This window comes from Corynebacterium sp. 2571A (assembly GCF_055700935.1).
The window spans coordinates 412,059-433,764 of sequence record NZ_JASTTE010000003.1 but is presented as its reverse complement, the minus strand read 5'-3'; the positions used below and the strand labels follow the sequence as shown (position 1 = coordinate 433,764).

General features: G+C 68.8%; 18 protein-coding genes and 3 tRNA genes. 10 read left to right on the top strand and 11 right to left on the bottom strand.

The window, feature by feature from the left end:
• The first annotated feature begins 36 nt into the window (after window positions 1-36).
• Window positions 37-720, top strand: a complete 684-nt coding sequence (locus QQS53_RS08445) for an IclR family transcriptional regulator (protein WP_472775412.1) — start codon at window positions 37-39, stop codon at window positions 718-720.
• A gap of 1 nt (window position 721) precedes the next feature.
• Here the strand turns inward: QQS53_RS08445 and QQS53_RS08440 are convergent, their stop codons facing one another.
• The 5 genes from QQS53_RS08440 to gltX all read right to left on the bottom strand — a co-directional run bounded on the left by QQS53_RS08440 (window position 722) and on the right by gltX (window position 4,027).
• Window positions 722-1,363: a DedA family protein gene (locus QQS53_RS08440; protein ID WP_472775411.1), complete on the bottom strand. Its 642-nt coding sequence runs from the start codon at window positions 1,361-1,363 to the stop codon at window positions 722-724.
• A 163-nt stretch (window positions 1,364-1,526) separates the two neighbouring features.
• A tRNA-Glu gene (locus tag QQS53_RS08435) sits at window positions 1,527-1,599 on the bottom strand.
• A gap of 580 nt (window positions 1,600-2,179) precedes the next feature.
• Window positions 2,180-2,252, bottom strand: a tRNA-Glu gene (locus tag QQS53_RS08430).
• Between the two features lie 39 nt (window positions 2,253-2,291).
• Window positions 2,292-2,363 (bottom strand) — tRNA-Gln (locus QQS53_RS08425).
• A 170-nt stretch (window positions 2,364-2,533) separates the two neighbouring features.
• Window positions 2,534-4,027: a glutamate--tRNA ligase gene (gene gltX, locus QQS53_RS08420; protein WP_472775470.1), complete on the bottom strand. Its 1,494-nt coding sequence runs from the start codon at window positions 4,025-4,027 to the stop codon at window positions 2,534-2,536.
• Between gltX and QQS53_RS08415 the strand changes: the two genes are divergently transcribed.
• From QQS53_RS08415 to QQS53_RS08375, 9 genes are all read left to right on the top strand, one after another.
• Window positions 4,017-4,139, top strand: coding sequence for a hypothetical protein (locus tag QQS53_RS08415; protein ID WP_472775472.1), 123 nt, complete (start codon window positions 4,017-4,019; stop codon window positions 4,137-4,139). The two genes, gltX and QQS53_RS08415, sit on opposite strands and share 11 nt — an antisense overlap.
• A gap of 111 nt (window positions 4,140-4,250) precedes the next feature.
• Window positions 4,251-6,650, top strand: a complete 2,400-nt coding sequence (locus QQS53_RS08410) for a choice-of-anchor M domain-containing protein (protein ID WP_472775410.1) — start codon at window positions 4,251-4,253, stop codon at window positions 6,648-6,650.
• A gap of 41 nt (window positions 6,651-6,691) precedes the next feature.
• Entirely contained in the window at window positions 6,692-8,278 is a 1,587-nt protein-coding gene (locus QQS53_RS08405) for a TIGR03773 family transporter-associated surface protein (protein ID WP_472775409.1), read from the top strand.
• Window positions 8,278-9,771 (top strand): anchored repeat ABC transporter, substrate-binding protein, encoded by a 1,494-nt coding sequence (locus QQS53_RS08400; protein WP_472775408.1) that lies wholly within the window; start codon window positions 8,278-8,280, stop codon window positions 9,769-9,771. The genes QQS53_RS08405 and QQS53_RS08400 overlap by 1 nt, the downstream gene beginning before the upstream one ends.
• Before the next feature lie 69 nt (window positions 9,772-9,840).
• Entirely contained in the window at window positions 9,841-10,749 is a 909-nt protein-coding gene (locus QQS53_RS08395; RefSeq protein WP_472775407.1) for a choice-of-anchor M domain-containing protein, read from the top strand.
• Complete coding sequence (locus QQS53_RS08390; protein ID WP_472775406.1) at window positions 10,742-11,482, top strand: anchored repeat-type ABC transporter ATP-binding subunit; 741 nt, start codon at window positions 10,742-10,744, stop codon at window positions 11,480-11,482. The genes QQS53_RS08395 and QQS53_RS08390 overlap by 8 nt, the downstream gene beginning before the upstream one ends.
• A gap of 2 nt (window positions 11,483-11,484) precedes the next feature.
• A complete protein-coding gene (locus tag QQS53_RS08385; RefSeq protein WP_472775405.1) occupies window positions 11,485-12,363 on the top strand; it encodes an anchored repeat-type ABC transporter permease subunit in 879 nt (292 codons plus the stop codon).
• The gene (locus QQS53_RS08380; RefSeq protein WP_472775404.1) at window positions 12,360-13,775 is read left to right on the top strand and encodes a hypothetical protein; all 1,416 of its coding nucleotides are present in this window, start codon (window positions 12,360-12,362) and stop codon (window positions 13,773-13,775) included. The genes QQS53_RS08385 and QQS53_RS08380 overlap by 4 nt, the downstream gene beginning before the upstream one ends.
• Before the next feature lie 11 nt (window positions 13,776-13,786).
• Window positions 13,787-14,890: an isochorismate synthase gene (locus QQS53_RS08375; RefSeq protein ID WP_472775403.1), complete on the top strand. Its 1,104-nt coding sequence runs from the start codon at window positions 13,787-13,789 to the stop codon at window positions 14,888-14,890.
• Here the strand turns inward: QQS53_RS08375 and QQS53_RS08370 are convergent.
• From QQS53_RS08370 to QQS53_RS08345, 6 genes are all read right to left on the bottom strand, one after another.
• Window positions 14,887-15,519 carry a class I SAM-dependent methyltransferase gene (locus tag QQS53_RS08370; protein WP_472775402.1) on the bottom strand — a complete coding sequence of 211 codons (633 nt, stop codon included), beginning with the start codon at window positions 15,517-15,519 and terminating at the stop codon, window positions 14,887-14,889. The genes QQS53_RS08375 and QQS53_RS08370 overlap by 4 nt on opposite strands.
• Before the next feature lie 36 nt (window positions 15,520-15,555).
• Entirely contained in the window at window positions 15,556-16,350 is a 795-nt protein-coding gene (locus QQS53_RS08365; protein WP_472775401.1) for a fumarylacetoacetate hydrolase family protein, read from the bottom strand.
• A gap of 50 nt (window positions 16,351-16,400) precedes the next feature.
• On the bottom strand, window positions 16,401-17,036 hold the full coding sequence (locus QQS53_RS08360; protein WP_472775400.1) for an exonuclease domain-containing protein: 636 nt from the start codon (window positions 17,034-17,036) through the stop codon (window positions 16,401-16,403).
• Window positions 17,037-17,078: 42 nt separating this feature from the next.
• Complete coding sequence (locus QQS53_RS08355) at window positions 17,079-18,938, bottom strand: DUF294 nucleotidyltransferase-like domain-containing protein (protein ID WP_472775399.1); 1,860 nt, start codon at window positions 18,936-18,938, stop codon at window positions 17,079-17,081.
• Window positions 18,939-18,948: 10 nt separating this feature from the next.
• Complete coding sequence (locus QQS53_RS08350; protein WP_472775398.1) at window positions 18,949-20,535, bottom strand: cell wall-binding repeat-containing protein; 1,587 nt, start codon at window positions 20,533-20,535, stop codon at window positions 18,949-18,951.
• A 91-nt stretch (window positions 20,536-20,626) separates the two neighbouring features.
• Window positions 20,627-21,652 (bottom strand): 3-isopropylmalate dehydrogenase, encoded by a 1,026-nt coding sequence (locus tag QQS53_RS08345; protein WP_472775397.1) that lies wholly within the window; start codon window positions 21,650-21,652, stop codon window positions 20,627-20,629.
• Window positions 21,653-21,706: the final 54 nt, after the last annotated feature.

Below are 21,706 nucleotides of genomic sequence, written 5' to 3'. Positions count from 1 at the left end.
TTGAAATCTCAGATTTTGAGACGTAAATTTCAAAGTATGGGAGATTATAGCGCAGTTTCCGGGATCAAGGTACTGGATCGGGCCGTGGCCATCATGATGGCGGCCGCCAACCGGCCCTCGAGCCTCAATGACCTGTGCGAGACCACTGGTTTGCCGCGGGCCACGGCGCATCGTTTGGCCACCGCACTGGAAGCACACCGAATATTAACCCGCACAGATGAGGGGAAATGGACCGCCGGCCCCGCCCTACCAGGCAACCGGGACCGGTTGCTCACCGCGGCCGGGCCGATCATGGATAAATTGCTCGAGGAAACCGGCGAATCGGTCCAGCTGTACGAGCTCACCGGCACCACCCGCACTTGTATTGCCACCCGGGAGCCGGAAGCCGGCCTCCACAACGTCGTGCCCGTGGGCCGGCAGCTGCCGCTCACCTCCGGCTCGGCGGCGCGCATCATCGCGGCGTTTACCCCCACCACCGTCAGCGGCACCACCTTCGGCGAGGCCGATATCGAGGCCGCCCGAAGCAACGGCATCTCCGAGTCCGTCGAGGAGCGCGAGGCCGGCCTCTCCTCAGTCTCCGTGCCGGTCCTCGACCCAGCCGGCACGTTCATCGCCGCGCTATCTGTGTCCGGCTCAGCCGAGCGCTTCCGCCCCAGCCCCGCTGCTAAATTCGGTTCACCCCTCAAGGACGCCGCCCGGAAGCTGGGCGCACTGTTGTAGGCTACCGGGCCGGTTCGGCATCGTTAGCCGTAGCGTCCGGCTTGCGGCGCCAGCTGCGCGCGCCGGAGATGACCACCGGCAGGACGGAGACGCCCACAATAACCAGCACGATGGCGTCGATGCGGTCAGCAATCCCCGGGATACCGCCCAGGAGGACGCCAACCATGGTCATGGTGACGATCCAGGCCACCGCACCCAGGACGTTCCAGCCCACGAACTTCCTGTACGGCATCGCGGCCGTACCCGCCGAGACCGGCACGTAGGTGCGCACGATGGGCACAAAGCGCCCCAGCACCAACGCCAGCGGCCCGTGCTTGCGGAAGAAGGCCTCCGCGCGCTCCAGGTACTCCGTCTTCAGGATCTTCGCGTCCGGCTTAAACAGCCGGCGGCCAAAGGTATGCCCCAGCCAGAAGCCCACCTGGTCGCCCAAGAAGGCCGCCACCGTGCCGACCAGCAGGATGAGGGGGACGCTCAGACCTAGGTCGTCGCGGAGGATGGCCGCGGTGACCAAGAGGGAATCGCCGGGCAGGAACGGGAAGAGCACGCCCGACTCGATGAAGATGACCAAGCCCAGGCCCGCGAGCGCCCAGCCCCCAAAATTCTGGAGCAAAACGCCCGCGTCCATGAGATCGCTAAGATGCACGGCGCATCCCTTCTGTGGCAGGAATATGGACAACGTTTTAGTTTTACTCCCCCTCACCCCGTTAGACCAAGGCAAAGACGCCGGTGCGGGCAAGTCCCCAGAACATTCACAGCCAGCTGGCGGCAAAAAAGCCCAACCCGGGCTGGGTTGGGCTTCTACATTGTACCCCGTACGGGATTTGAACCCGTGTTACCGCCGTGAGAGGGCGGCGTCCTAGGCCGCTAGACGAACGGGGCCTAGCTGGTCCAAAGCAGCGCACGCTGTGCGTTGCGGACTTGAATTACTCTAAACTATGCGCCAGGCATCAACAAATCCGCAGCTGAGGACATAAAAATCCCAGTGCGGTAGTGACAGTTCCTTCTGTCCGGCCGGATGCGAATCGAATCAGTGGTTATTTCGCTTGCAGTCTGTCTGACTGTCAGTGGCCCGAAGGATCCTCGGCTACGCTGCACTGGGATTTCGTTTCTGCGTCGAGATTCATCCTCGTTTAGCTCCTGTACTTCGTGCAATAGTCGCGGTGGGAAGTTATGAATTATGGCAATGCCGCATCTTCACGAGCTATAAATCTTCGTTGCGCTTAAGACGGAAAGAAGCTTTCATCCAATCTCCTTTTCTTTCGGTTAACGTCTTGAGACCTAGTATATGACCAGCTCATAGGGGATGGAAGCGATTGGAGGAAAGTCCCGAAAATGGCGGGTGGTCCTACCCCACCGGGCCCGACAACTTGAGCTTTCCCGGCGGTGGTCTGGGGTAGGGTAATACCACCCCGCGGACACGAAAGAAGGCAGCCAGTAAAACTGACTGCCTTCCGATTTGTACCCCGTACGGGATTTGAACCCGTGTTACCGCCGTGAGAGGGCGGCGTCCTAGGCCGCTAGACGAACGGGGCATAGAACTGTGACTCCAGGTTTTAACCCCTTTATCACTGCTGGCCTACCAGGACTCGAACCTAGAACGACGGTACCAGAAACCGCTGTGTTGCCAATTACACCATAGGCCAATTGTTGCTGTGCTTTTCGATTGGGAGATTATTTAATCTCTCGCAACCGCTCGCTGCAACGGTTAATAACTATAACCACCCCGGCGGCACACTAGCAAATCGCCTGGCTAGAGGAGGTTTTTAGCGCCATTTTTAGTGTGCCTGCCGCGGATGAATTACAGCGTGTGGATTTAGGCTTGCGCGCTTTCCCACGGGGTTTTGGCCAGGGCGGCCCGCAGGCGGTTAAGGGTGGACTCCTTGCCGAGCAGCTCCATGGACTCAAACAGCGGCGGGGACACCGCAGCGCCGGAGATGGCTACGCGCAGGGCGCCGTAGGCCTTGCGCGGCTTGAGCCCCAGATCCTCGATGAGAGCCTTTGACAGGGCCGCCTCGATGGGCTCAGTGGTCCAGTCCTCGATGGGCTCCAGCGTCGCGATGGCGACCTCGAGCGGCTGGACGGCGTCCTCCTTGAGGTTCTTGCGGGCGGACTTCTCGTCGAGCTCCAGATCCTCGTCGGCGGTGACGAGGAACTTGAGCAGGCCGTAGGCATCGGACAGCGTCTTGATGCGGGTCTGGACGAGGTCGGCGGCGAAGGCGAACTTCTCTGGGTCGTAGTCGGCCGGGAAGTCGGTGTACTCCGTCAGGTAGTTGCGCAGGCGGAAGGCGAATTCCTCCGGCTCCAGCAGGCGGATGTGGTCGGCGTTGATGGCCTCGAGCTTCTTCTGGTCGAAGCGGGCCGGGTTACCCAGCACGTCGTGGACGTCGAAGTTCTTGACCAGCTCGTCGGTGCCGAAGATGTCCTGGTCTGCGGACAGGGACCAGCCCAGCAGGGACAGGTAGTTGAGCATGCCCTCCGGGATGATGCCGTTGTCGCGGTGGTTGAACAGGTTGGACTGCGGGTCGCGCTTGGACAGCTTCTTGTTGCCCTCCCCCATCACGAAGGGTAGGTGGCCGAACTGCGGGGTGAACTCCGCAACGCCGATCTGCTTCAGGGCCTCATAGAGGGCCAGCTGGCGCGGGGTCGAGGACAAAAGGTCCTCGCCGCGGAGGACGTGGGTGATGCCCATCAGGGCGTCGTCAACCGGGTTGACCAGCGTGTAGAGCGGCTCACCGTTGGAGCGGGCCACCACGTAGTCCGGCTGGGTCTCGGCCTTGAAGGTCATCTCGCCGCGGACCAGGTCGGTCCAGGACCAGTCCTGCTCCGGCATGCGCAGGCGCCAGACGGGCTTGCGGCCCTCGGCCTCGAAGGCATCGATCTGCTCCTGGGTGAGCTCCCGGTCGTAGTTGTCGTAGCCGAGCTTCGGGTCGCGGCCGGCGGCCTTGTGGCGCTCCTCGACCTCCTCGGCGGTGGAATAGGCCGGGTAGACCAGGCCGGCGTCCTTCAGCTTCTGCAGGACGTTGGCGTAGATGTCCTTGCGCTGGGACTGGCGGTACGGCTCGTGCGGGCCGCCCACATCAATGCCTTCGTCCCAGCCCAGCCCCAGCCAGGTCAGGGAATCAATAATCGCCTGGTAGGACTCCTCGGAGTCGCGGGAGGCGTCCGTATCCTCAATTCGGAAAATCAGTTTGCCACCGGTGTGGCGCGCATAGGCCCAGTTAAACAGGGCCGTGCGCACCATCCCCACGTGTGGGGTGCCGGTCGGCGACGGGCAGAATCGTACACGTACATCACTCATGCCCACCATCGTAGACGAGCCGGCGGCCTGCAATTCGCTGAGCCTGCGCGCCACGCGCCACGCACCACCGGAACGCCCGCACGGCGCTACCCCCGCCACTATTGGGGATGATATCCATTAGTCGTCGTCAGGGCCCCGTCGCGCCACACCGCAGGGGTAGACTATTTGGATTGGAAACCGTTTTCTTTAATCTGGGGTGGAAACCCCAAACTGAAGAAAGGCTTTCCCGACCGTGGCTACACTCCGGCGTCGCTGCATCGCTTTGCTCCTCACCCCTGCCCTCCTGTCGCCCGCGACTGCTCTAGCCGGGCCCGACGACGGCAAGATCGTCGCGACGCAGACCCACATCGACTCTCCCAAGACGTTCTGGGAAAACGACTCCTTCGCGCTGAAATCGGAGTTCCACCAAAAAGCCCACCCCCTGGACCAGACCGTGGCCTGGGTGGGCAAGGGCTGGGCGGCAGGCAGCGGCCAGCAGCAATACCAGTTCCAGCTGCCGGAGGATGATTCCTTCGCCTTCGCCGGCCAGCCCGGCGATGTCGTCTACAACGCCCCGGCCAACCCGCGCGGCAACCACGACCCCATCTGGATGGGCTTTGGCTCGGACCGAGGCCTGCCGGTGACGGATTTTCGGGGGAACGTGGCCTCGCTGGATCTGGTCTCCGTGGACGGCCCGGGCGACTTCGAGCTTTACAACTGGCTGCCCGGCCAGGCCCCGGAGCGGATCTTCGGCTCTTTTGCCGACTCGGCGCGCTCCACCCCGCTGGAGGCCGGCACGCACACCCACAACCACATGCTCTTTACCAAGGCGGGACGCTACGAAATCACCTACCGCACCACGGCTCGCACCGCCGACGGCAAGCTGGTGGCCTCTCAGCCGACCACCACCTCCATCCAGGTCGGCGGCCAGCGCCCGCTCGATGACCCGACGGAACCGCTGGAGCAGCGCTACCGGGCTGCCGGTGCCGGGGACCGAGACTCGTTGCAGTCCGCCGGCTACCACTTGCGGGTGAGCCCGAAAACGGGGAAGGACAAGGACGGCGACAAGAACCTGACCACCCTGGACTTCCGCGCCGAACAGCCCGTCGACGGCACGCTGACGGTCTTCCACGACGGCTACTTCCTCACCGACCTGACGGTCACCGGCGGCCGCGCCCAGTTCGACGAGCTGTTGGGCGCCGGTGATTCCCGCCTGCAAGCCGTCTTCGTGCCCGACGGGGATTCCGCCCCGCGGTGGGTCTCCGACGTCATCGCGACCACCGCGGCCAAGCGCCAAGGCGAGTCCCGCGCGAGCACTACCGAGCACTCGCAGGAGCCGAGCGCCTGGGAGGTGGCCTCACAGCCGCGCGGCATGGCCGCCACCACGGAGGCCACCGTTTCCGACCAGTCCGCGAAGGTGCGCGTGGAACCGGCGGCCAACGGGCAGTCCCGGCTGGTTATTGATACCGCCGACCCGCACTACACGGGCTTTATCACCGGCGGGATGTACTCGTCGAAGGACGACGAGCTGCCGATCATCGATTTCCACGCCTCCGTCACCGCCGGCCACGGCGAATACTACTTCAAGAAGGACTGGGACGGCGACAACACGCTCAAACTCAAGTTCACCCCGCACCCGCTGGTCGCCGACCTTTCCTCCACCGAGGCGGTCATCACCGAGGACTACTCCCCGACCGGGACGTTCGAAAAGACCGTCTCACTTGCCGGCGCGGATGCCGCCCGGCCCACGCCGGGCGCCCCGGACCAGGGCCCGGCACGCTGCGGCGAGCGCTACCTGTTGGATAAAGGCCACGTGGATGTGGCGGCATCGCCAAGCACGGAGGGATTTGCGGTCGGCCTGAAGGACGACACGGGCCTAACCGGGAAGAAGGACCCGGTCCACCGGCTGGACGAGGTGGTGCTGGGCGTGCGGGATAACGCGCAGCGCACCCGGACGCAGGCCATGGCGGATAAGGCCCTGGACTTCATGGGCCCGGTGGGTAAAAAGTTTTTCCTGCTGCCGCAGACCCAAAAGGACGGCGTTATCTGGCCGGGCTATAACACCGAGGCGCTGGACTACGGCGCCTACGCGGAGGGCTCGGTCACCCTGGAGCTGGACCCGGTGCACGTCCCGGACGGGGCGAGCTGGGGCCTGTTTACCAACCAGGGCCTGGGCTCCGAGGTGGCGGTGCTGGCCGATTCCCGCGCCAAGGACACGACCGTGGAGACCCAGATGGCCTCGCACGTGCACGCCAACTGGGCCTTTAGCACGCCGGGCTGGTACCAGTTCGCCGTCAGCTTCCGGGCGCGCACCACCGACGGCCGCGAGGTCAGCTCGCGCCCGCAGGTGCTCAGCTTCGCCGTGGGCGACGACGCCGTCGACGACTGCGTGAAAAACGGAGCCCCGGACCAGGGCTCCCAGCCGAAGCCGGATCCGAAACCAGAACCGGATCCTAAACCAGAACCCACGCCCCAGCCGGGCCCGCAGCAGCCGGGCACGGGCGATGTGGTGCTGTCCTCCTTCCAGCCGCTGGCGCTGTTCGTGCCGCTGGCAGTCCTCGGGGTGGTCGGCGCCGCGGTCAGCTTCGCCTTCCGGCACGTGCCCGGGGTAGCCGCCGCCGTCGAGCGCTTACTGGCTGGGCTGGGCCGCTAGAAAAATCCCATCCGCTCAACCCTTTTAGAAAGGTAACTTCCATGCGAGTTGCGCACTACACCCGCCGCGCCGGCCACCACGTGGGCGCGCTGGTCGCCGCGGTCTTTCTTGTTCTGCTGGCGGGGGTCCTGCCCGCCGCCCGGGCCGAAGCCATCACCTTCGATTCCGGGCACGTCGATGCCTTCTACGTCACCGCCAACGGCGGCGAGCTGGACCTGGCGCTCAAGGAGGACGTCACCGGCTCCGGGGTGGTCCGGGCGCCGCAGGAGGTGACCCTGCAGGTCAACGAGCAGGCCTGGACTGACGCCACGGAATCCGTCGACGGCATCGGCGCCAGCACCTACCTGCTGCCGCAGACCCAGGACCCGAACCTGCTCTGGCCGGGCTGGGACACCCAAGCCGTGCGCGCCGGCGGCTTCGGGCAGGTCGACCTGAACTTCGACGAGGTCACCGGGCCGGGCGCGGTCTACGCCTTCGAGTCCACCGGCTTCGGCGACCTGGGCGGGGTGACCACCGACGGCGGCCTGGAGCTAGCCTCCGGGTCAGTGATCTCCCAGCAGACCCCGGCGCACCGGCACGTCAACTGGGCTTTTAGCGAACCGGGCACGTACACGATGACTGTGCGCGCTACTGCCGACGGCGCCGAGAGCAGCCCGCAGACCTATACCTGGGTGGTCGGCGAGTCAGGCGGCGAGCATCAGGATGCGGGTGCGGGCGAGGCGGCATCGGAAAGCGGTGGGTCTGCCCAGGCCGGGCGGGAGGATGCCTCTTCCGAGCCCGGGGCACGCGGCGGTGCGCCGGCAGCCGCGGCGGACAAGGGTCAGCCGGGCCACTGCACGCCGGGGATCCAGCCGCAAGTCAAGGACGACTCCACGACCCCCGCGCGCTGGGTCCCGGCCGACGATGCCGTCTTCCACCTCTCCGACGCCGCCCGCGCCGACCTGCCCGAGGACATCGGCCCGGTGGGCCGCGGCCCGGCGTGGATGATCGGTTCCACGCAGCAGCCGGGGGTGCCCTGGCTGGGCGCAAACACCCAGCACCCGACCATGCTGGAGCACCTCGACGGGCCCGTGACCTGGGAGCTTACCGAGTTCTCCGGGCCCGGCGCGATGATGGTCTACTCGCAGGGCCAGCTGGGCCAGATCGTGGGCCAGGAATGGTTCCGGGCGGAAGGCAACACCCCGTCCGGGTCCACCACCATCGACCCGAATACCCACGTCCACCCCAACTGGCTCTTTAGCGAGCCCGGCACCTACCGGGTGACGATTTCCCAGTCGGCCCGCCTGACCAACGGCAAGGACGTCTCCGGGCAGGCCACGCTGACCTTCGTGGTCGGCGGCCAGGCCCCGGCCGGCGCGTTCACCGAGGGCCACTTCGACTTAGGCGGCCAGGTCAACCCGGACGGCGGGGACTGCGCCGCGGGTAGCGGTTCTTCTGGGTCCCAGCCGGCGGCGGGCGCGGCTACCGGGCAGGGTGCGGCTACCGGTTCGTCGACGGCGGCGGCCGGTGGCACCCTGGCCAACACGGGGGCGTCGTTGATGAATACGGCCATCGCCGTGTTGGGCATCGGCCTGGCGGTCCTTGGCATCGGGATGGCGCGCTGGGCGCTGGCAGAAGGACGCCGCTAATGGCCCGGTACGACCCGGGCCGCCAACGCCCTTACCGCACCGCCTGCCGGGCCGGGGTGGCGCTGCTGTGCGGGTCCTTCCTCGTGGCCGGGTGCGCACCCGGCCCGTCGGCGGGATCTGATGGCCCGGAGAAGCTCCGGGTGGTGGCCACGACCCCGATCCTTGCGGATATGGCGCGCCAGGTCGCCGGGCCGGACGCGACGGTAACCAGCTTGGTGCCGCCGGGGCGGGACCCGCACACCTTCGAGCCCAGCCTGCGGACGGTGCGGGAGGCCGCTCACGCCGACGTGGCGCTGGCTAACGGTCTGCTGCTGGAGCCGGCCGCGCTGACCAGCACGCTGGAGCAGACCTCGGCCCATCCGGTCGTGGAGGTCGCCGAGCAGGCCCGCGCCCGCGGGGCGCAGGTCATCCCGCTGGTCGAAAACGTCGCCCTGGATGCCATCTGGCTGGGGCTAAAGTCGGCCTACACCACCGCCGGCGACGAGGTCGACTTCCGGCTGGAGGGCGTGGATGGGCCCGGCGCGGTGGCCGCCTATATCGTGGGCACCTTCGGCGCCCCGCAGGTGGTCTTCGACTCCGCGCACGGCGGCTCCGGCACCCGCCTGCCCAACTCGGCCCACACCCACCTGTCGTGGGCGTTTTCCGAGCCGGGGCTCTACCACCTGCGGTTGAGCGCCCGGGCCGGAGGTGCCGACCCGGTGGCCGCCACCGTGACCGTCGCGGTGGGTGTAGCCCCGCCCGCCGGGGCCGAAGTTCTGGACGAGGGCCACGTGGATATCGCGGCCGATATCGACGCCGGCCGGCTGGAGCTGCGCGACCGGGACCGGGTCTGGCGCCCGGAGGAGGTAGTAATCGCCGTGCCCTCGTCGACGCTGCAGCCCATCCCGCCGGATCCGCACTACCGCTTCCTGGGCAGGCCCGGGCAGGAGACGTACCTCCTCCCGCAGGCGGTGCTGGGCAAGCACGTCCACGGCGAGCTCGACCCGCACCTGTGGCACGACCTGGGCAACGCGAGAGCCTTCGTGGACGTCATCGCCGACGAGTTGGCGCTGGGCGATCCCAGCCACGGCCAGGCCTACCGGGCCCGGGCGGCGGCCTACCAGGCAAAGCTGGCGGAGACGAACCGCTTCGTGGACCACACGCTGGCCGGCATCCCGGCCGAGCACCGCCACCTGGTCACCACGCACGACGGCTACGGCTACCTGGCCAAGGCCTACGGCCTGAAGGTCGCGGGTTTCGTCACCCCGAGCGAGTCCGTCGAGCCCTCCCCGCGCGACGTGATGGCCCTGCGGCGCACGCTGCGCGATCTGCAGGTGCCGGCCGTGTTCATCGAGCCCAACCGCACCGGCGGCGCCGGCATCCTCGAGCAGACCGCCCGGGAAGCCGGCGTGCAGCTGTGTCCCATCTACGGCGACACCTTGGACGAGCAGGTCCCCACCTACCTCGACCTGATGCGTTTCAACGCCGAAAGCCTACGCCGGTGCCTGACCTAGCCGGCCGCTGTCTCCCGAACCGCCCGCACCCATTCCCCACAAAAGTTAGAAGCAAAAGGACTTATGACCATGACACGAATCCATCCCATCCGTTGCCTGCGCGCGCCCCGCGCGCTGGTGGCTGCCGCCGCCGTCGCCTGCCTTGCCGCAGGCCCTGCCGTCTGGCCTGCCCAGGCCGGGGACCTGGCCCAGGTCGTCGAGGGCAATGAGGCCATAGCCCCCGCCGGGGAGGAGGCCACCATCGACCACGGGCACGTTGACATCGGCGCCCAGGTCATCGACGGTCAGGCCGAGTTTCTCGCCCGCGACGACTCCCAGCCGCAGCCGGTCTGGCGCCACCTGGACGACGTGGTCTTCCGCGTCGGCGATGCCGCCCAGCTGACTGTGCCGGATGACGACGAGTTCTCCTTCGTCGGTGCGGAAGGCTCCTCCCCGGTCTGGACCGTGCCGCAGACCGAGATCGCGGACGTGCCGTGGCTGGGCTGGAACACGCAGGCCCCCTCGCTGGTCGAGGCCGTCGACCGCGGCGTGGACATGGAGTTTCTGGGCCACAGTGGCCCGGGTGAATTTTCCCTCTTCCTGCAGAACGGCGGTTTCGAGCCGCCCGAGGTCCTCTGGTCAACGAAGGCGGGCAAGGCGGATAGTTTCTGGGTGGATTCCGGCACGCATACCCACGCCAACTGGGTCTTCACGGAGCCCGGCATCCACCAGGTGGGTATCCGACTGCACGCCCAGACCCGCAGCGGCGAGGACTTAAGAACCGACGGCATCCTGACCTTCGCCGTCGGTTCTGCGGCGGACGCGGACCCCGCCCAGGCGCACGAGGCGCAGTGGGACCCGGCTGCCGCCCGCACGGGCGCCGAGGACGGTCCCGCCCCGCGCTGGCTTATCGGCGCCGGGCTGGCGGGGGCAGCGCTTGTGGTCCTCGCGGTCATCGCGGTAGTGCTGCGCCGGCGGAAGGGGCACGACCATGCCTAAACAGCAGGAGACAAAGCCGGTCCTCGACGCGAAGGGCGTGGAGGTTTCCTTCGGCTCCCGGCCGGTGGTGCGGGGCGCGTCGTTGCGCATTCGCCGCGGGGAGCTGGTCGGCCTGCTGGGCCCGAACGGGGCGGGCAAGACCACCCTCATGCGCGCCTGCCTGGGGCTTGTGCCCCACCGCGGCACGGTAGGGCTGACCCGCCGCTTCGGCTACGTCCCCCAGCGCCACGAGGTGGAGTGGTCCTTTCCGTGCACAGTCTACGAGGCCGTCCTGCTCGGCCGGGTCGGGCTGATCGGGTGGCTCAAGCGCCCGGGCCGCGGCGACCGGCAGTCCGCCCACCGCGCGCTGGAACAGACCAACCTGACCGAACTCGCCCGGCGCCCCATCGCGGAGCTGTCCGGCGGGCAGCGCCAGCGCGTGCTCATCGCCCGGGCCCTGGCCACCGAGCCGGAGCTGCTGGTCCTCGACGAGCCCTTCACGGGCCTGGACGCGCCCAATATCGAGCAGCTCCTCGACCTGTTCGCCCGCCTCGTGGCTGAGGGCACCGCGATTGTCATGTCCACGCACAACCTCGCCGAGGCCGTCCACACCTGCCCGCGCCTGGTGCTTTTCAACCGCACCGTCGTCGCCGACGGGCCGGTGGCACAGGTCCGCGCGGATCCCGCAGCCTGGGTGGAGGCCTTCGGCGTGCGCACCACGTCCCCGCTACTAGCGGCGCTGGGGGTGAGCTAGGCATGCTCGAGGTCTCTATCGCCCAGTTCTTCGCGGACCTGGCCAACCCGCAGCTGTCCTTCCTCCTGCGGGCAGTCATCATCGCGGTCGTCGCCGCGGTGGTCTGCGGCCTGGTCGGCGGATACGTCGTGCTGCGCGGGATGGCGTTTATCGGCGACGCCGTCTCCCACGCCGTTTTCCCCGGCCTGACCATCGCCTTTAGCCTGCAGGTCTCCCTGCTGGCCGGCGGGGCCGTCGCCGGCGGCGTGGTGGCCGTACTCATCGCGCTGTTCTCCCGCCGCGACAGCCTCAAGACCGACGCGGTCATCGGCATCTTCTTCGCCGCGGCCTTTGCGCTGGGCAATGTCATCATCTCCCGGCAGGAGGGCTACACCGCGTCGCTGACCAGTTTCCTCTTCGGCTCGCTGACGGGCACCTCCGCGTCCCAGATCTGGATCGCGCTCGGGGTGGCTGCGGCCGTCGGCGCCTTCCTGTTTGCCTGCGGCCCGCAGCTGCGCGCGGTCTGCCTGGACCGGGAATCCGCCCGCGCGCTGGGCCTGCCGGTTATGGCCTTAGATATCGCGCTCTACCTAGCCATTACCGCCGCGATTGTCATCTCCGTCAACACCGTGGGCAACGTGCTGGTGCTCGCCCTGCTCATCACCCCGGCGGCCACCGCCCGGCTGGTCTGCGACCGGCTGACCCCCATGCTGTGGTTGGCCGCCGCCCTGGGCGCGGCCGGCAGCGTGGTGGGCATCTACCTGGCCTGGGCCATCGATCTGCCCGCCGGGGCCACCATCGTCCTCACCCTGACCGCCCTGTTCTTATGCGTGTGGGCCCTGGCACCGCTCAAGGGCCGCCGCCGCGCCAACGAACGACTAGAAAGCGTGCAAACACCGTGACAACTCTTCCTACCCCATCGCTCTGCGCCACCCGACGGCGTGCCGGCCGCCTCCTCTCGGTGCTGGCGGCCTGCTCCTTCTGCGCGGCAACTACTGCCGCGCCGGGGGCGAGTACGGCAGAACCAACCAGCCAACCGAGTGCCGACGGCGAACCCTGCACCCTCTCGCTGGTCAAGCGCGGCGAGCACCCGGCCACCACCCGGGGCATTAGCCACGGCGAGCAGGCCTTGGCGCTCTACGAGTCCGTGGACGGGCCGGCCACCGGCGTCTTTGATTCCACCGACTCCAGCGAGTCCCCGCTGGCCTCCGGCGCGGCCACCTTCCGGGTCGCTGGCACCGGGCAGGAACCAGACTCCCTCGGGTTTGATGGCACCACCTGGGTGCTCTCCCCCGCCAGCCCGGGCAGCCACCTGCGCCTGGCCGCCCCCGATGCCGACGCTGGCGCCCGCACAGCCGTGCACGTGGAGGTCGCTGAGCGCCCCACCGACTCGGCCCGCGTCGCTGCCTGGAGCGCCCGCGCTGACGATGCCGCCGCCGAGCCCTTCTTCGATAGCGCCGAGCAGACCGCCGGCGAGGCCACCCTGGACGGGGATGAGCCGCTGCCCGTGGGCTTTGCCTTCAGCGAGCCCGGCTATTACCAGCTGCGCCTGAGCTTTGCCGGGGACGACGCCGAACCGCGCGACCTGAGCGTCGGCTTCCTCGTTGGAGACGGCCGGGCGGCGGGCGGCGCCGTGGAGGGGACCATCGACGTCACGGCCTCCCAGGGCTGCCTGGATCCCGTGGCCATCGCCCGGGACCTCAACGGCATTAACAAGGAGCTGCAGGCCCTGGACAAGGCCGTCGGCGACACGGAGAAGAAGGCCTTAGCCCTGGTGGGCACCAAGGCGGGCAAGGACGCCGCGGCCTCCCGCACCCCGGCCCGCCCGGCAACGCCGGCAGGCGGCCACCGCCGCCCCTCCGCCCCGGCCGCTGGAGTGTCACAGGCCGCCCCCGGCCCGGCGGGAAGCGGCACGCAGGGCGCGGCTCGGCCGAAGCCAGCACCTTCCACGCGTGGCGGGACGGGCGCCACCGGACCGGCGGCCGCGGCCAAGCCCGCGCCCAAGAAGGCAGCCAAGGCCGCGGCGCCGAAACCTGCTGGGGGCAAGCCGGAGGCGGCCAAGTCGGCCGAGACTCAGGATCCGGAGGCGGAACCGGCCCCGCTTAAAGACCCGCAGGCGCAGGCGTCTGGCCCGGCCACCGAGCAGCCGGCCCCGGTCGGCCTGACCATGGACAAGGTCAGCTTCTGGTCCGGGATCCTGGCGGGGATGGGCGTGGTGGCCTTCTTAGTAGGCGCCTACCTCGTATTCGCGGTCTACTGGCGGCAGCGCCGGCAGGACCGAGCTGATTCCGCGGTAACGCAGCCGGGTGACTAAAATATTTTTTCATGCATGAAAACCGGCCATCGACCGCGCCCGACTTCCTCCTCTCGCGCGCCACGGGGTCCGTGCGCACCCAGGGCTGCGCGCAGTCCTACACGGACCCGTGGGAGGCGGCGCAAGCTCTGCGCGAGTCCCGCCACGAGATGGTGGTCGGGGCTATCCCCTTCAACGCGGACGAGCCCGCCGCCCTGACGGTGCCGCGGTCTATCATCCGCGAGGACGGCCCCCTCGAACCGCACGCCTACTACCGGCGCGGCCACCTCAACGCGGAGATTTCCGGGGTGGATCCGGAACCGCAGGAGCACCTGCGGCGCGTCGAGGCCGCCGTGTCCACCATCCAGAACTCCCGCCTGGAGAAGGTCGTGCTGGCCCGCGCCGTCGATATCGCCTTCGCGCAACCCGTCGACCCGCGGCTGGTCGCCGCGCGGCTTATCGATAATTCCTCCCACCGCGACGGATTCATCGCGGATCTAACCCCGGCGGGCCGCACCGGCGCGATGCTGGTCGGCTCCTCCCCCGAGGTCCTTATCAAGAAGCAGGGCTCGACCGTCTCGGCCTTCCCCCTGGCCGGCTCCGCGGCGCGGCATCCCGACGCCGCCGCCGATGCCCGCGCCGCCGAGACCCTGCGCGGGTCCGCCAAGGACCAGGCCGAGCACGCCTTCGTAGTCGAGCACCTGCGGCGCATCCTAGAGCCGCTGTGCTCCCACCTGGATTGCCCGGAGACCCCGCAGCTGCTCAGCACCACCGAGATGTGGCACCTGGGCACCCCGATTACCGGCACGCTGGCAGATTCTTCCACCAACGCGCTGGAGCTGGCCCTGCGGGTGCACCCCACCCCGGCCATTTGCGGGACCCCGACGGCCGCGGCCGAAGCCCTCATCCACACCGCGGAGACCGACCGCGGCTTCTACGCCGGCGCGGTCGGCTGGTGCGACTCGGCCGGCGACGGCGAATACATGGTGGCCATCCGCTGCGCCGAGGTTGCCGGCGACGGCCTGAGCGCGCGGGCCTGGGCCGGCGGGGGCATCGTAGCGGATTCGGACCCGGACACGGAGTTGGAAGAAACGACGGCCAAGCTGCGCACCATCCTGGCCACGCTGGGCCTCTAGGAGCTCTGCCCGGCGGGCCGCTGGGCGATGAGCACCACGTCCTCGTGGTGGTGCGCGCCCGCGCCGTGGCTGACGTTGCGCGGGCGGGACTCGAAGCTTAAAACCTCGAGGTTAGACAGGCGATCCCGCACCCACGCCGGCATGGCCACGCCCTCGCCGTCGGCGAAGTGGTGGACGAAGAGCAGGTAGCCTCCCGGGGCGACCGCGTCCTCGAGGGCGTGCAGGGTCTCCGCTTCGGCGGGCAGGGTACTGTAGTGGCAGCTGACCAGATCGAAGGTCTCGCCGCGCGCGGAAAAATCGCGGAAGTCGATGGCCTCCAGCCGGGCGCGGGCGGCGGCGTCGGGGGCTTGTTCGCACAGCAGCTGCCGGCTGCGCTCGATGGCCACGTCGACTAGGTCGATGCCCACCACCTGCCAGCCGCGGCTAGCCAGGTAGGCGACGTCGGCGCCCTCCCCGCAGCCGATGTCAAGTGCCGTGCCCGCCGGCGGAGCGGGGGCATCGCTTAAGAAACTGACCAGGGCCGCATTCGGGTTGCCGGACCAGACCTGCTCGGACTGGCCGTAGACCGCGGCGAAATGCTCGCGGCCGTGCGGGCCGTGGGGGTTGTCTGCGCGCTCGTCGTGCTGCATGCCCCACAGCCTACCGCCGGTAGACGCGCGCGGTTACTAAGCGCGCGCGATGGGGTTGGACAGCGAGCCGATGCCCGGGATCTCGATCTCGATGTGATCGCCCGGCGTCATCGGGGCGGTGCCAGCCGGCGAGCCGGTGGTGATGACATCGCCCGGCAGCAGGGTCATCGAGGCGGAGATCTCTTCCAGGATGCCGCCCATCTTGACGATCATCTGGTTGGTGTTCGAGTCCTGCTTCTGCTCCCGCTGTCCCTCGTGGGTCAGGTAGGCGTTGATCTTGGTGTTGTCCAGATCCAGGGTGTCCAGGTCGGTCTCGATCCACGGCCCCAGTGGGCAGAAGGTATCAATACCCTTGGCGCGGGCCCACTGGCCGTCGGAGAACTGCAGGTCGCGTGAGGAGACGTCGTTGCAGATGGTGTAGCCCAGCACGTGGTCGCGCCAGTTCTCGGCCTTAATATTCTTCGACGGCTTGGAGATGACCACGGCCAGCTCGCCCTCGAATTCCACGCGGGTGGCAAAATCCGGGATCTTGATGGCGTTGCCCGGGCCGATGACGGCCGTAGAGGGCTTGACGAAGATGGTCGGCGGCAGGTGCTCCGCGGACTCCTTGAAGACCTCGGCCACGTGGTCCGCGTAGTTGCGGCCCAAGGCGACCACCTTGGTCGGCAGCGTCGGGGCCAGCAGGCGCACCTCGTCCAGTTTCCACTCCCGGCCCGTCGGCTTCGGGGTGGTAAACGGGGTGTCCGCGATTTCCTTCGCGACGAGTTCGTCCTCGCCCTCGATGATGGCGAAACAGATTCCTTCTGGGTGTGCAATTCGTCCTAAACGCATGACGCATAGTGTACTCATGGACTCCTTTGCAACTTTGTTAATCCCCCCTGTTAGGTTCCTTTGATCTGCACTCCGCGCTGGATCTCTTTGAGCGTACCTACCCGCATCCCGCTGACAATCGCCAGGTAGAGCTCGGCGCAGGCCAGGGCATCGCCCAGCGCGTTGTGGCTGCCGTAGGCCGGCAAACCGTAGCGCGCACGCACGTTTGCTAAGCGCAGGTCCTCCCCGCGCGGGTACGTCCCCATCCGTTCCATGTGGCGGCGCTCGAGCCCGAAGGTGTCCACCACCTCCAGGCGCGGCACGCGCCCGAAGTGGCGCCGGGCCGCCGCGTTGACGAACCCGACCTCCAGCCCGGCGAAGTGCGCTAGCAGCACCCGCCCGCGCAGGGCGGCGAAAAGAGACTCCAGGACCTCGTCTTCGGCCTCGCCGCTAGCCAGGGCGTCGTCGGTGAGCAGGTGGATGGTGGCCGACTCGCCCACCTCGGCCCCGCGCACGACGTGGTAGCCGGCGCCCGCCAAGTCGATGACCCGCCCGCGCACCGGCACCCAGCCGACCGAGACGATCCAGTTGCGCCGCGGGTCTAGCCCGGTGGTCTCCATGTCGACTGCCAGCAGCTCCAGCTCCGCGAGCGGCGTGGACCGGGCCGGGGCGCCTAGCTCCAGGCGGGGGCGGCGAAAAAGCGCCATGGGCCTGCCTCCTTGTCTTCTCGCGGTTTTCTCGCGCGCGGGCTAAATATTGCGGACCGGGTACTTGGTGGCCAGGGCGTTTTGCTGGCCCTTGATGATCTGGAAGGCGTCGCGCAGGTGCTCGCGCTGGTTGCGGCTAAGCTCCTTCGGCGACAGGTGGTAATCCGGCTGCTCGCCGCGGGCGTGCTGGCCGGCCTGGTGCTCCAGGGTGATGCTGGTCAGGTAGTCGAAGGCGTCGCGCAGGTCGGCCGCACCCTGCTGGCTGACGCTCTGGCCGGCGGCATCGCCAAGCCGGCTGCGCGTGTCGACGGCCGTACTGCCGGTAACCAGCGCGTACAGGCGGGCCATCTGCACCACGGCGGCGAGCCCGCCCTTCTTCACGTCGAGGGTCTGCGCGTAGTCGCCGGAGCGATCCACCACGAAGCCTTTGAAAAACGTCAGCGGCGGCTCGCGGCGGGCGGCCAGGCTGGCCAGGTGGGCGTGCGTGCGCCGGGACGCCTGCCCGGCGGCCACGGCCCCGCGGTGGACCCCGGCGGCCAGCTCCGCGCTGCCGGCCACCGCCCGCAGGTCGAAAAAGACCTGGGCGTGGAGAAGGGCGTCCGGCTGCGGGGCCTGGACCCAGCGGCGGAACGTCGCGTCCCAGGCACCCACGGGCATCCGCCACTCCGGGTTGCTGGCCATCATATCGCCCGGGCACAGTGGCTGGCCGGCGTCTGCCAGGCCCTGGCAGACGAACTCGGAAAAGCGGGCAAAGTACTCGCCGTGGCGGGACTCGTCGTAGTCGCCGGCCAGGACCAGCGCGTTGTCCTGGTCGGAGGCGAAGCCGACCTCGCGGCGGCCCTGGGAGCCGACGGCGACGAAGGCGTAATCCACCGGCGGCGCGCCGAGCTCGCGCTCGGCGAGGGTGCACAGGCGCCGGGCCAGGGCGTCCGCGCCCAAGGTCAGCACCCCGGCGGTCTCCTGCGGGGAGGCGTTGCGGCGCACGTAGCGGGCGGCCAGCTGGCGCGAATGCGCGAAGGCAGCGGCCAGCTCGGCGCCGGCCTCGCAGCGGTGGAAGTCCGCGGCGACGTAGAGCGGGTCTTCTTGCAGCGTGCGCGCGATGTCCGCCTGGAGCAGCACCGCCACCACCTGCTCCCCGTCGACCACGGGCACGTGGTGGATGGACTTTTCGGCCATGACCAAAAGCGCCTCCATCACGAGGCTGTCGGGGCGCACCGTGGCCACCGGTGCGGTCATCACGGTCGACAGTTGTTGGGCCGGGTCGATGCCGGCCGCCACCACGCGGGCGCGCAGGTCCCGGTCGGTGACGATCCCGCGCGCGCTGCCGTCGGCGGGATGGGTGACCACCAGGCAGGAGACGTTGTGCTCGGTCATGCGGCGGGCGGCATCGGCGATGCCCTCTTCGGCCGCGGCGGTGACCGGCTCCTGCAGCGGCAGGTCGGTCACGCGCTGGCGCAGGATCTCGGCGTGTTCGGTGTCGGTGAGTTTCTTCGCCTCCGCCCGGATGCGGCGCGACTGGGAGGAGAAATAGCGGTCCACGTCCGGGTGGCGCTGGGCCAGCTCCGCGAAGTCGGCGCGCGGCAGGGCCAGCACCAGGCTGTCCTCGACGGCCTCCATCCGGTAGCGGGAGGAGTTCTTGCCCACCAGCGTGGAATAGCCGAAGCTCTGGCCGGCGTCGCGCCGGTCCAGCAGCACCCCGTCGGCGTCCATGATGTCCACGGCGCCCGACCGGATGACGTAGAGAAAATCGTTGGGCGCGCCCGGCTCCACGAAGACCTCGCCCCGGCGGGCGTAGCGCATGGTCCAGCGCGCGGGCAGGGCGTCGAGCTCCGCGCCCGGCAGGCGGGCGAAGGGCTCGTGGGCGGCTAGGAAGGTGCGGACCTCGGTAATCTCCACGCTCATGTGAGCTAGGTTACTGGTATGAGACGAACCAGGGGCGCGGTTTTATGTCATAAGTCTGCTCGGGGGTGAAAGTGGGTGTGTCCTCGTCGATGAAGTTCTTCCACGCCATGAAGTAGTCGTCGCTCAGGCCCTGCTGCATGGTGTTCCAGGTGTCGAATTTCTGATCCGGGCCACCGTGGCCGTCGGCGTGCAGGATGAAGGCCAGCTCCGGGTGATCCGTGTTGATGGTCTCGCGGTCGCGGATCATCTGCAGCTGGAACTGGTGGACGATAAGGCCCTTTTGCGGCAGCTCGTTGTCGCGGACCAACCCGGCCAGCCAGTCGGCGACCTCGGTGACCTCTTGGGCCTCGACGTGGCCGACGCGCCCCATGGGCTGCTCGTCCGGGCCGATCTTCCACTCCGGGTCCAGGGCCAGCCCGACGTTCGGGCGCTTGAGCAGGTCCTCGTAGAGCTTCGCCTGGTCGAGCAGGCGCGCCCGGCCCGGCTGCAGATCCAGGAAGGCGTACCCGCCGGCCTCGGTGATGGCGTCGATGTACGGGATAAGCTCGTCCGGATCCGCCTCGTTGGAGAAATCACCATCCGGGCCCGGCTCCGAGGAGGCTACCGTCGCGATGATCTCGAAGGCTGGCATGACCGGGTAGTCGGTGTGCGGCTGGTACTCGTCGACCAGCTTTTCCACGCGGTCGACGGCCTCGGCCGGGGGCTGCTCCCCCATCAGGCCGAGGGCGCCACCGGAGGGGTGCCCGTAGAGGGCCACCATGCGGCGGCCCGGGAAAACCAGCCCGCCGCCGCCCGGCAGCTCCCCGGCGGCGGCCAGCTCGGCGCTGGCGTCGAATTTGTCCTGGGAGTCGAAGTCCTTGCCCAGGCCGACCACGGCGCCGTCCTCGAGTGCCTGCATGGATTCGCTGGTCGCGCGCGGGTCGGCGACCGGAACGCCGAGCACCTCGGCACCGGCGGAGCGGGCCGTCGCCGCCAAGGCGGCCCCGCCTTCGCCCTCGGCGGTCTGGGCCGAAATCAGCGCCGCGGCCGGCACGTCGTACTCGCTGTCTAGGCCCGCGATGCGCTTGACCTCCCCCAAGGGATCCGCCGCGTCCGCGGCCTGGGTGCCGAAGTCCTCGATCGCCTCGATCGATAACCCGTCTGCCAGGTCCGCATCGCTCAGGCCGGCGCCGTAGTCGTGGACGGTCTCCGCGCCGAGGCGCTCGATCTCTTCGGCGACGGCGGCCACGTTGCCATCCCGCGCAGCCCCCTCGCCGCGCACGACGAGCATGGGGGCGCCGGCGGCCACGGCGGCATCGGCGGCGCTGGCCTGGGCGTTGCGGTCTTCGCCGGCGACGAAGACCTCGGAGGCCGAGTCGAAGAAGGCCTGCGTGGTAGCCACGCCGTTGCCGTTCTCGTCCGCGACGAGCTCGCGGGAGTCGGCCGCCAGCTCCTTGGCCCCCTCGGGGCCGCTCGCGTCGCTCTCGGAGCCGGAGGAGCCGTCGCCACCGGCGCAGGAGGCCAGCCCCAGCGCGGTCGCGGCGACGATGAGCGCTGCCGCCGCCCGCGGGGTGCGGCGGGAGCGAGGGGACAAAGAATTCAGTGCCTTGGTAGCCATCGTGACCATCTTACAAGCCGGCCGGGGCCGGTATGCAGTTTCCTGCATTCTTCCCCGGCGGTTGCCGGCCGCTGGGCCGGTCCAGGCGGGTTTAGCCAGCGCACACGGCTCGTGCCAGGCGGTCGCCGACCTCGGCGGTCACGATGGGGGCACCCGTGCGCGCGCTAACGTCGGCGGCCACGGCCTTCTCGATGCGCGCGGCGTTGTCCTCGTCGCCTAGGTGGCGCAGCAGCAGCGCGGCGGACAGGATGGCCGCGGTCGGGTCGGCCACGCCCTTGCCGGCGATATCCGGCGCGGAACCGTGGACGGGTTCGAACATGGAGGGGTTGGCCCCGGAGGCGTCGATGTTGCCGGAGGCCGCCAGGCCGATGCCGCCGGTGACCGCGCCGGCTAGGTCCGTGAGGATGTCGCCGAAGAGGTTGTCGGTGACGATGACGTCGTAGCGGCCCGGGTCGGTGACCAGGTAGATGGTGGCCGCGTCGACGTGGTTATAGTCGACGGTGACGTCCGGGTATTCGCGGGCCATCTCGTCGACGGTGCGCTGCCAGAGGCCACCGGCGTTGACCAAGACGTTGGTCTTGTGGACCAGGGTCAGGTGCCCGCGGCGGGCCTGCGCGCGGGCGAAGGCGTCGCGCACCACCCGCTCGACGCCGAAGCGGGTGTTCTGGGAGACCTCGGAGGCCACCTCGTGCGGGGTGCCTTCCCGCAGGGTCCCGCCGTTGCCGCAGTAGAGCCCCTCGGTACCCTCGCGCACGACCACCAGGTCGATGTCGCCCGGGTTGGCCAAGGGGCTGCTCGCCGCGCCGGCGCGTGAGGTGAACGGGCGCAGGTTGACGTGGTGGTCAAGTGCGAAGCGCAGCTTCAGCAACAGGCCGCGCTCCAGCACGCCGGGCGCCACCCGGGCCGGGTCGCCGATAGCACCCAGCAGGATGGCGTCGTGCTCGCGCAGGGCCGCCAGGTCGTCCTCGGTCAACAGCTCGCCGGAGCGCACGTAACGGGAAGCCCCCAGGTCAAACTCGGTGGCCTCGATGTCCGAGCGCACAGCGCGCAGCACCTTGAGCGCCTCCGCCGTGACCTCGGGGCCGATTCCGTCGCCGCCAATAACCGCCAGTTTCATATACTGAGACTCCTATTCCGCATAGTGGACTTTGGCTCAGTGTAGCAAACCCGG

What these genes read in the sequence shown, in the direction of transcription:
- QQS53_RS08445 (WP_472775412.1), top strand. Translation starts at nt 37, where the DNA reads ATGGGAGATTATAGCGCAGTTTCCGGGATCAAGGTACTGGATCGGGCC.
- QQS53_RS08350 (WP_472775398.1), bottom strand. Translation starts at nt 20,535, where the DNA reads ATGGCTACCAAGGCACTGAATTCTTTGTCCCCTCGCTCCCGCCGCACC.
- QQS53_RS08345 (WP_472775397.1), bottom strand. Translation starts at nt 21,652, where the DNA reads ATGAAACTGGCGGTTATTGGCGGCGACGGAATCGGCCCCGAGGTCACG.
- gltX (WP_472775470.1), bottom strand. Translation starts at nt 4,027, where the DNA reads ATGGTGGGCATGAGTGATGTACGTGTACGATTCTGCCCGTCGCCGACC.
- QQS53_RS08365 (WP_472775401.1), bottom strand. Translation starts at nt 16,350, where the DNA reads ATGCGTTTAGGACGAATTGCACACCCAGAAGGAATCTGTTTCGCCATC.
- QQS53_RS08375 (WP_472775403.1), top strand. Translation starts at nt 13,787, where the DNA reads ATGCATGAAAACCGGCCATCGACCGCGCCCGACTTCCTCCTCTCGCGC.
- QQS53_RS08370 (WP_472775402.1), bottom strand. Translation starts at nt 15,519, where the DNA reads ATGCAGCACGACGAGCGCGCAGACAACCCCCACGGCCCGCACGGCCGC.
- QQS53_RS08360 (WP_472775400.1), bottom strand. Translation starts at nt 17,036, where the DNA reads ATGGCGCTTTTTCGCCGCCCCCGCCTGGAGCTAGGCGCCCCGGCCCGG.
- QQS53_RS08400 (WP_472775408.1), top strand. Translation starts at nt 8,278, where the DNA reads ATGGCCCGGTACGACCCGGGCCGCCAACGCCCTTACCGCACCGCCTGC.
- QQS53_RS08405 (WP_472775409.1), top strand. Translation starts at nt 6,692, where the DNA reads ATGCGAGTTGCGCACTACACCCGCCGCGCCGGCCACCACGTGGGCGCG.
- QQS53_RS08355 (WP_472775399.1), bottom strand. Translation starts at nt 18,938, where the DNA reads ATGAGCGTGGAGATTACCGAGGTCCGCACCTTCCTAGCCGCCCACGAG.
- QQS53_RS08395 (WP_472775407.1), top strand. Translation starts at nt 9,841, where the DNA reads ATGACACGAATCCATCCCATCCGTTGCCTGCGCGCGCCCCGCGCGCTG.
- QQS53_RS08390 (WP_472775406.1), top strand. Translation starts at nt 10,742, where the DNA reads ATGCCTAAACAGCAGGAGACAAAGCCGGTCCTCGACGCGAAGGGCGTG.
- QQS53_RS08385 (WP_472775405.1), top strand. Translation starts at nt 11,485, where the DNA reads ATGCTCGAGGTCTCTATCGCCCAGTTCTTCGCGGACCTGGCCAACCCG.
- QQS53_RS08415 (WP_472775472.1), top strand. Translation starts at nt 4,017, where the DNA reads ATGCCCACCATCGTAGACGAGCCGGCGGCCTGCAATTCGCTGAGCCTG.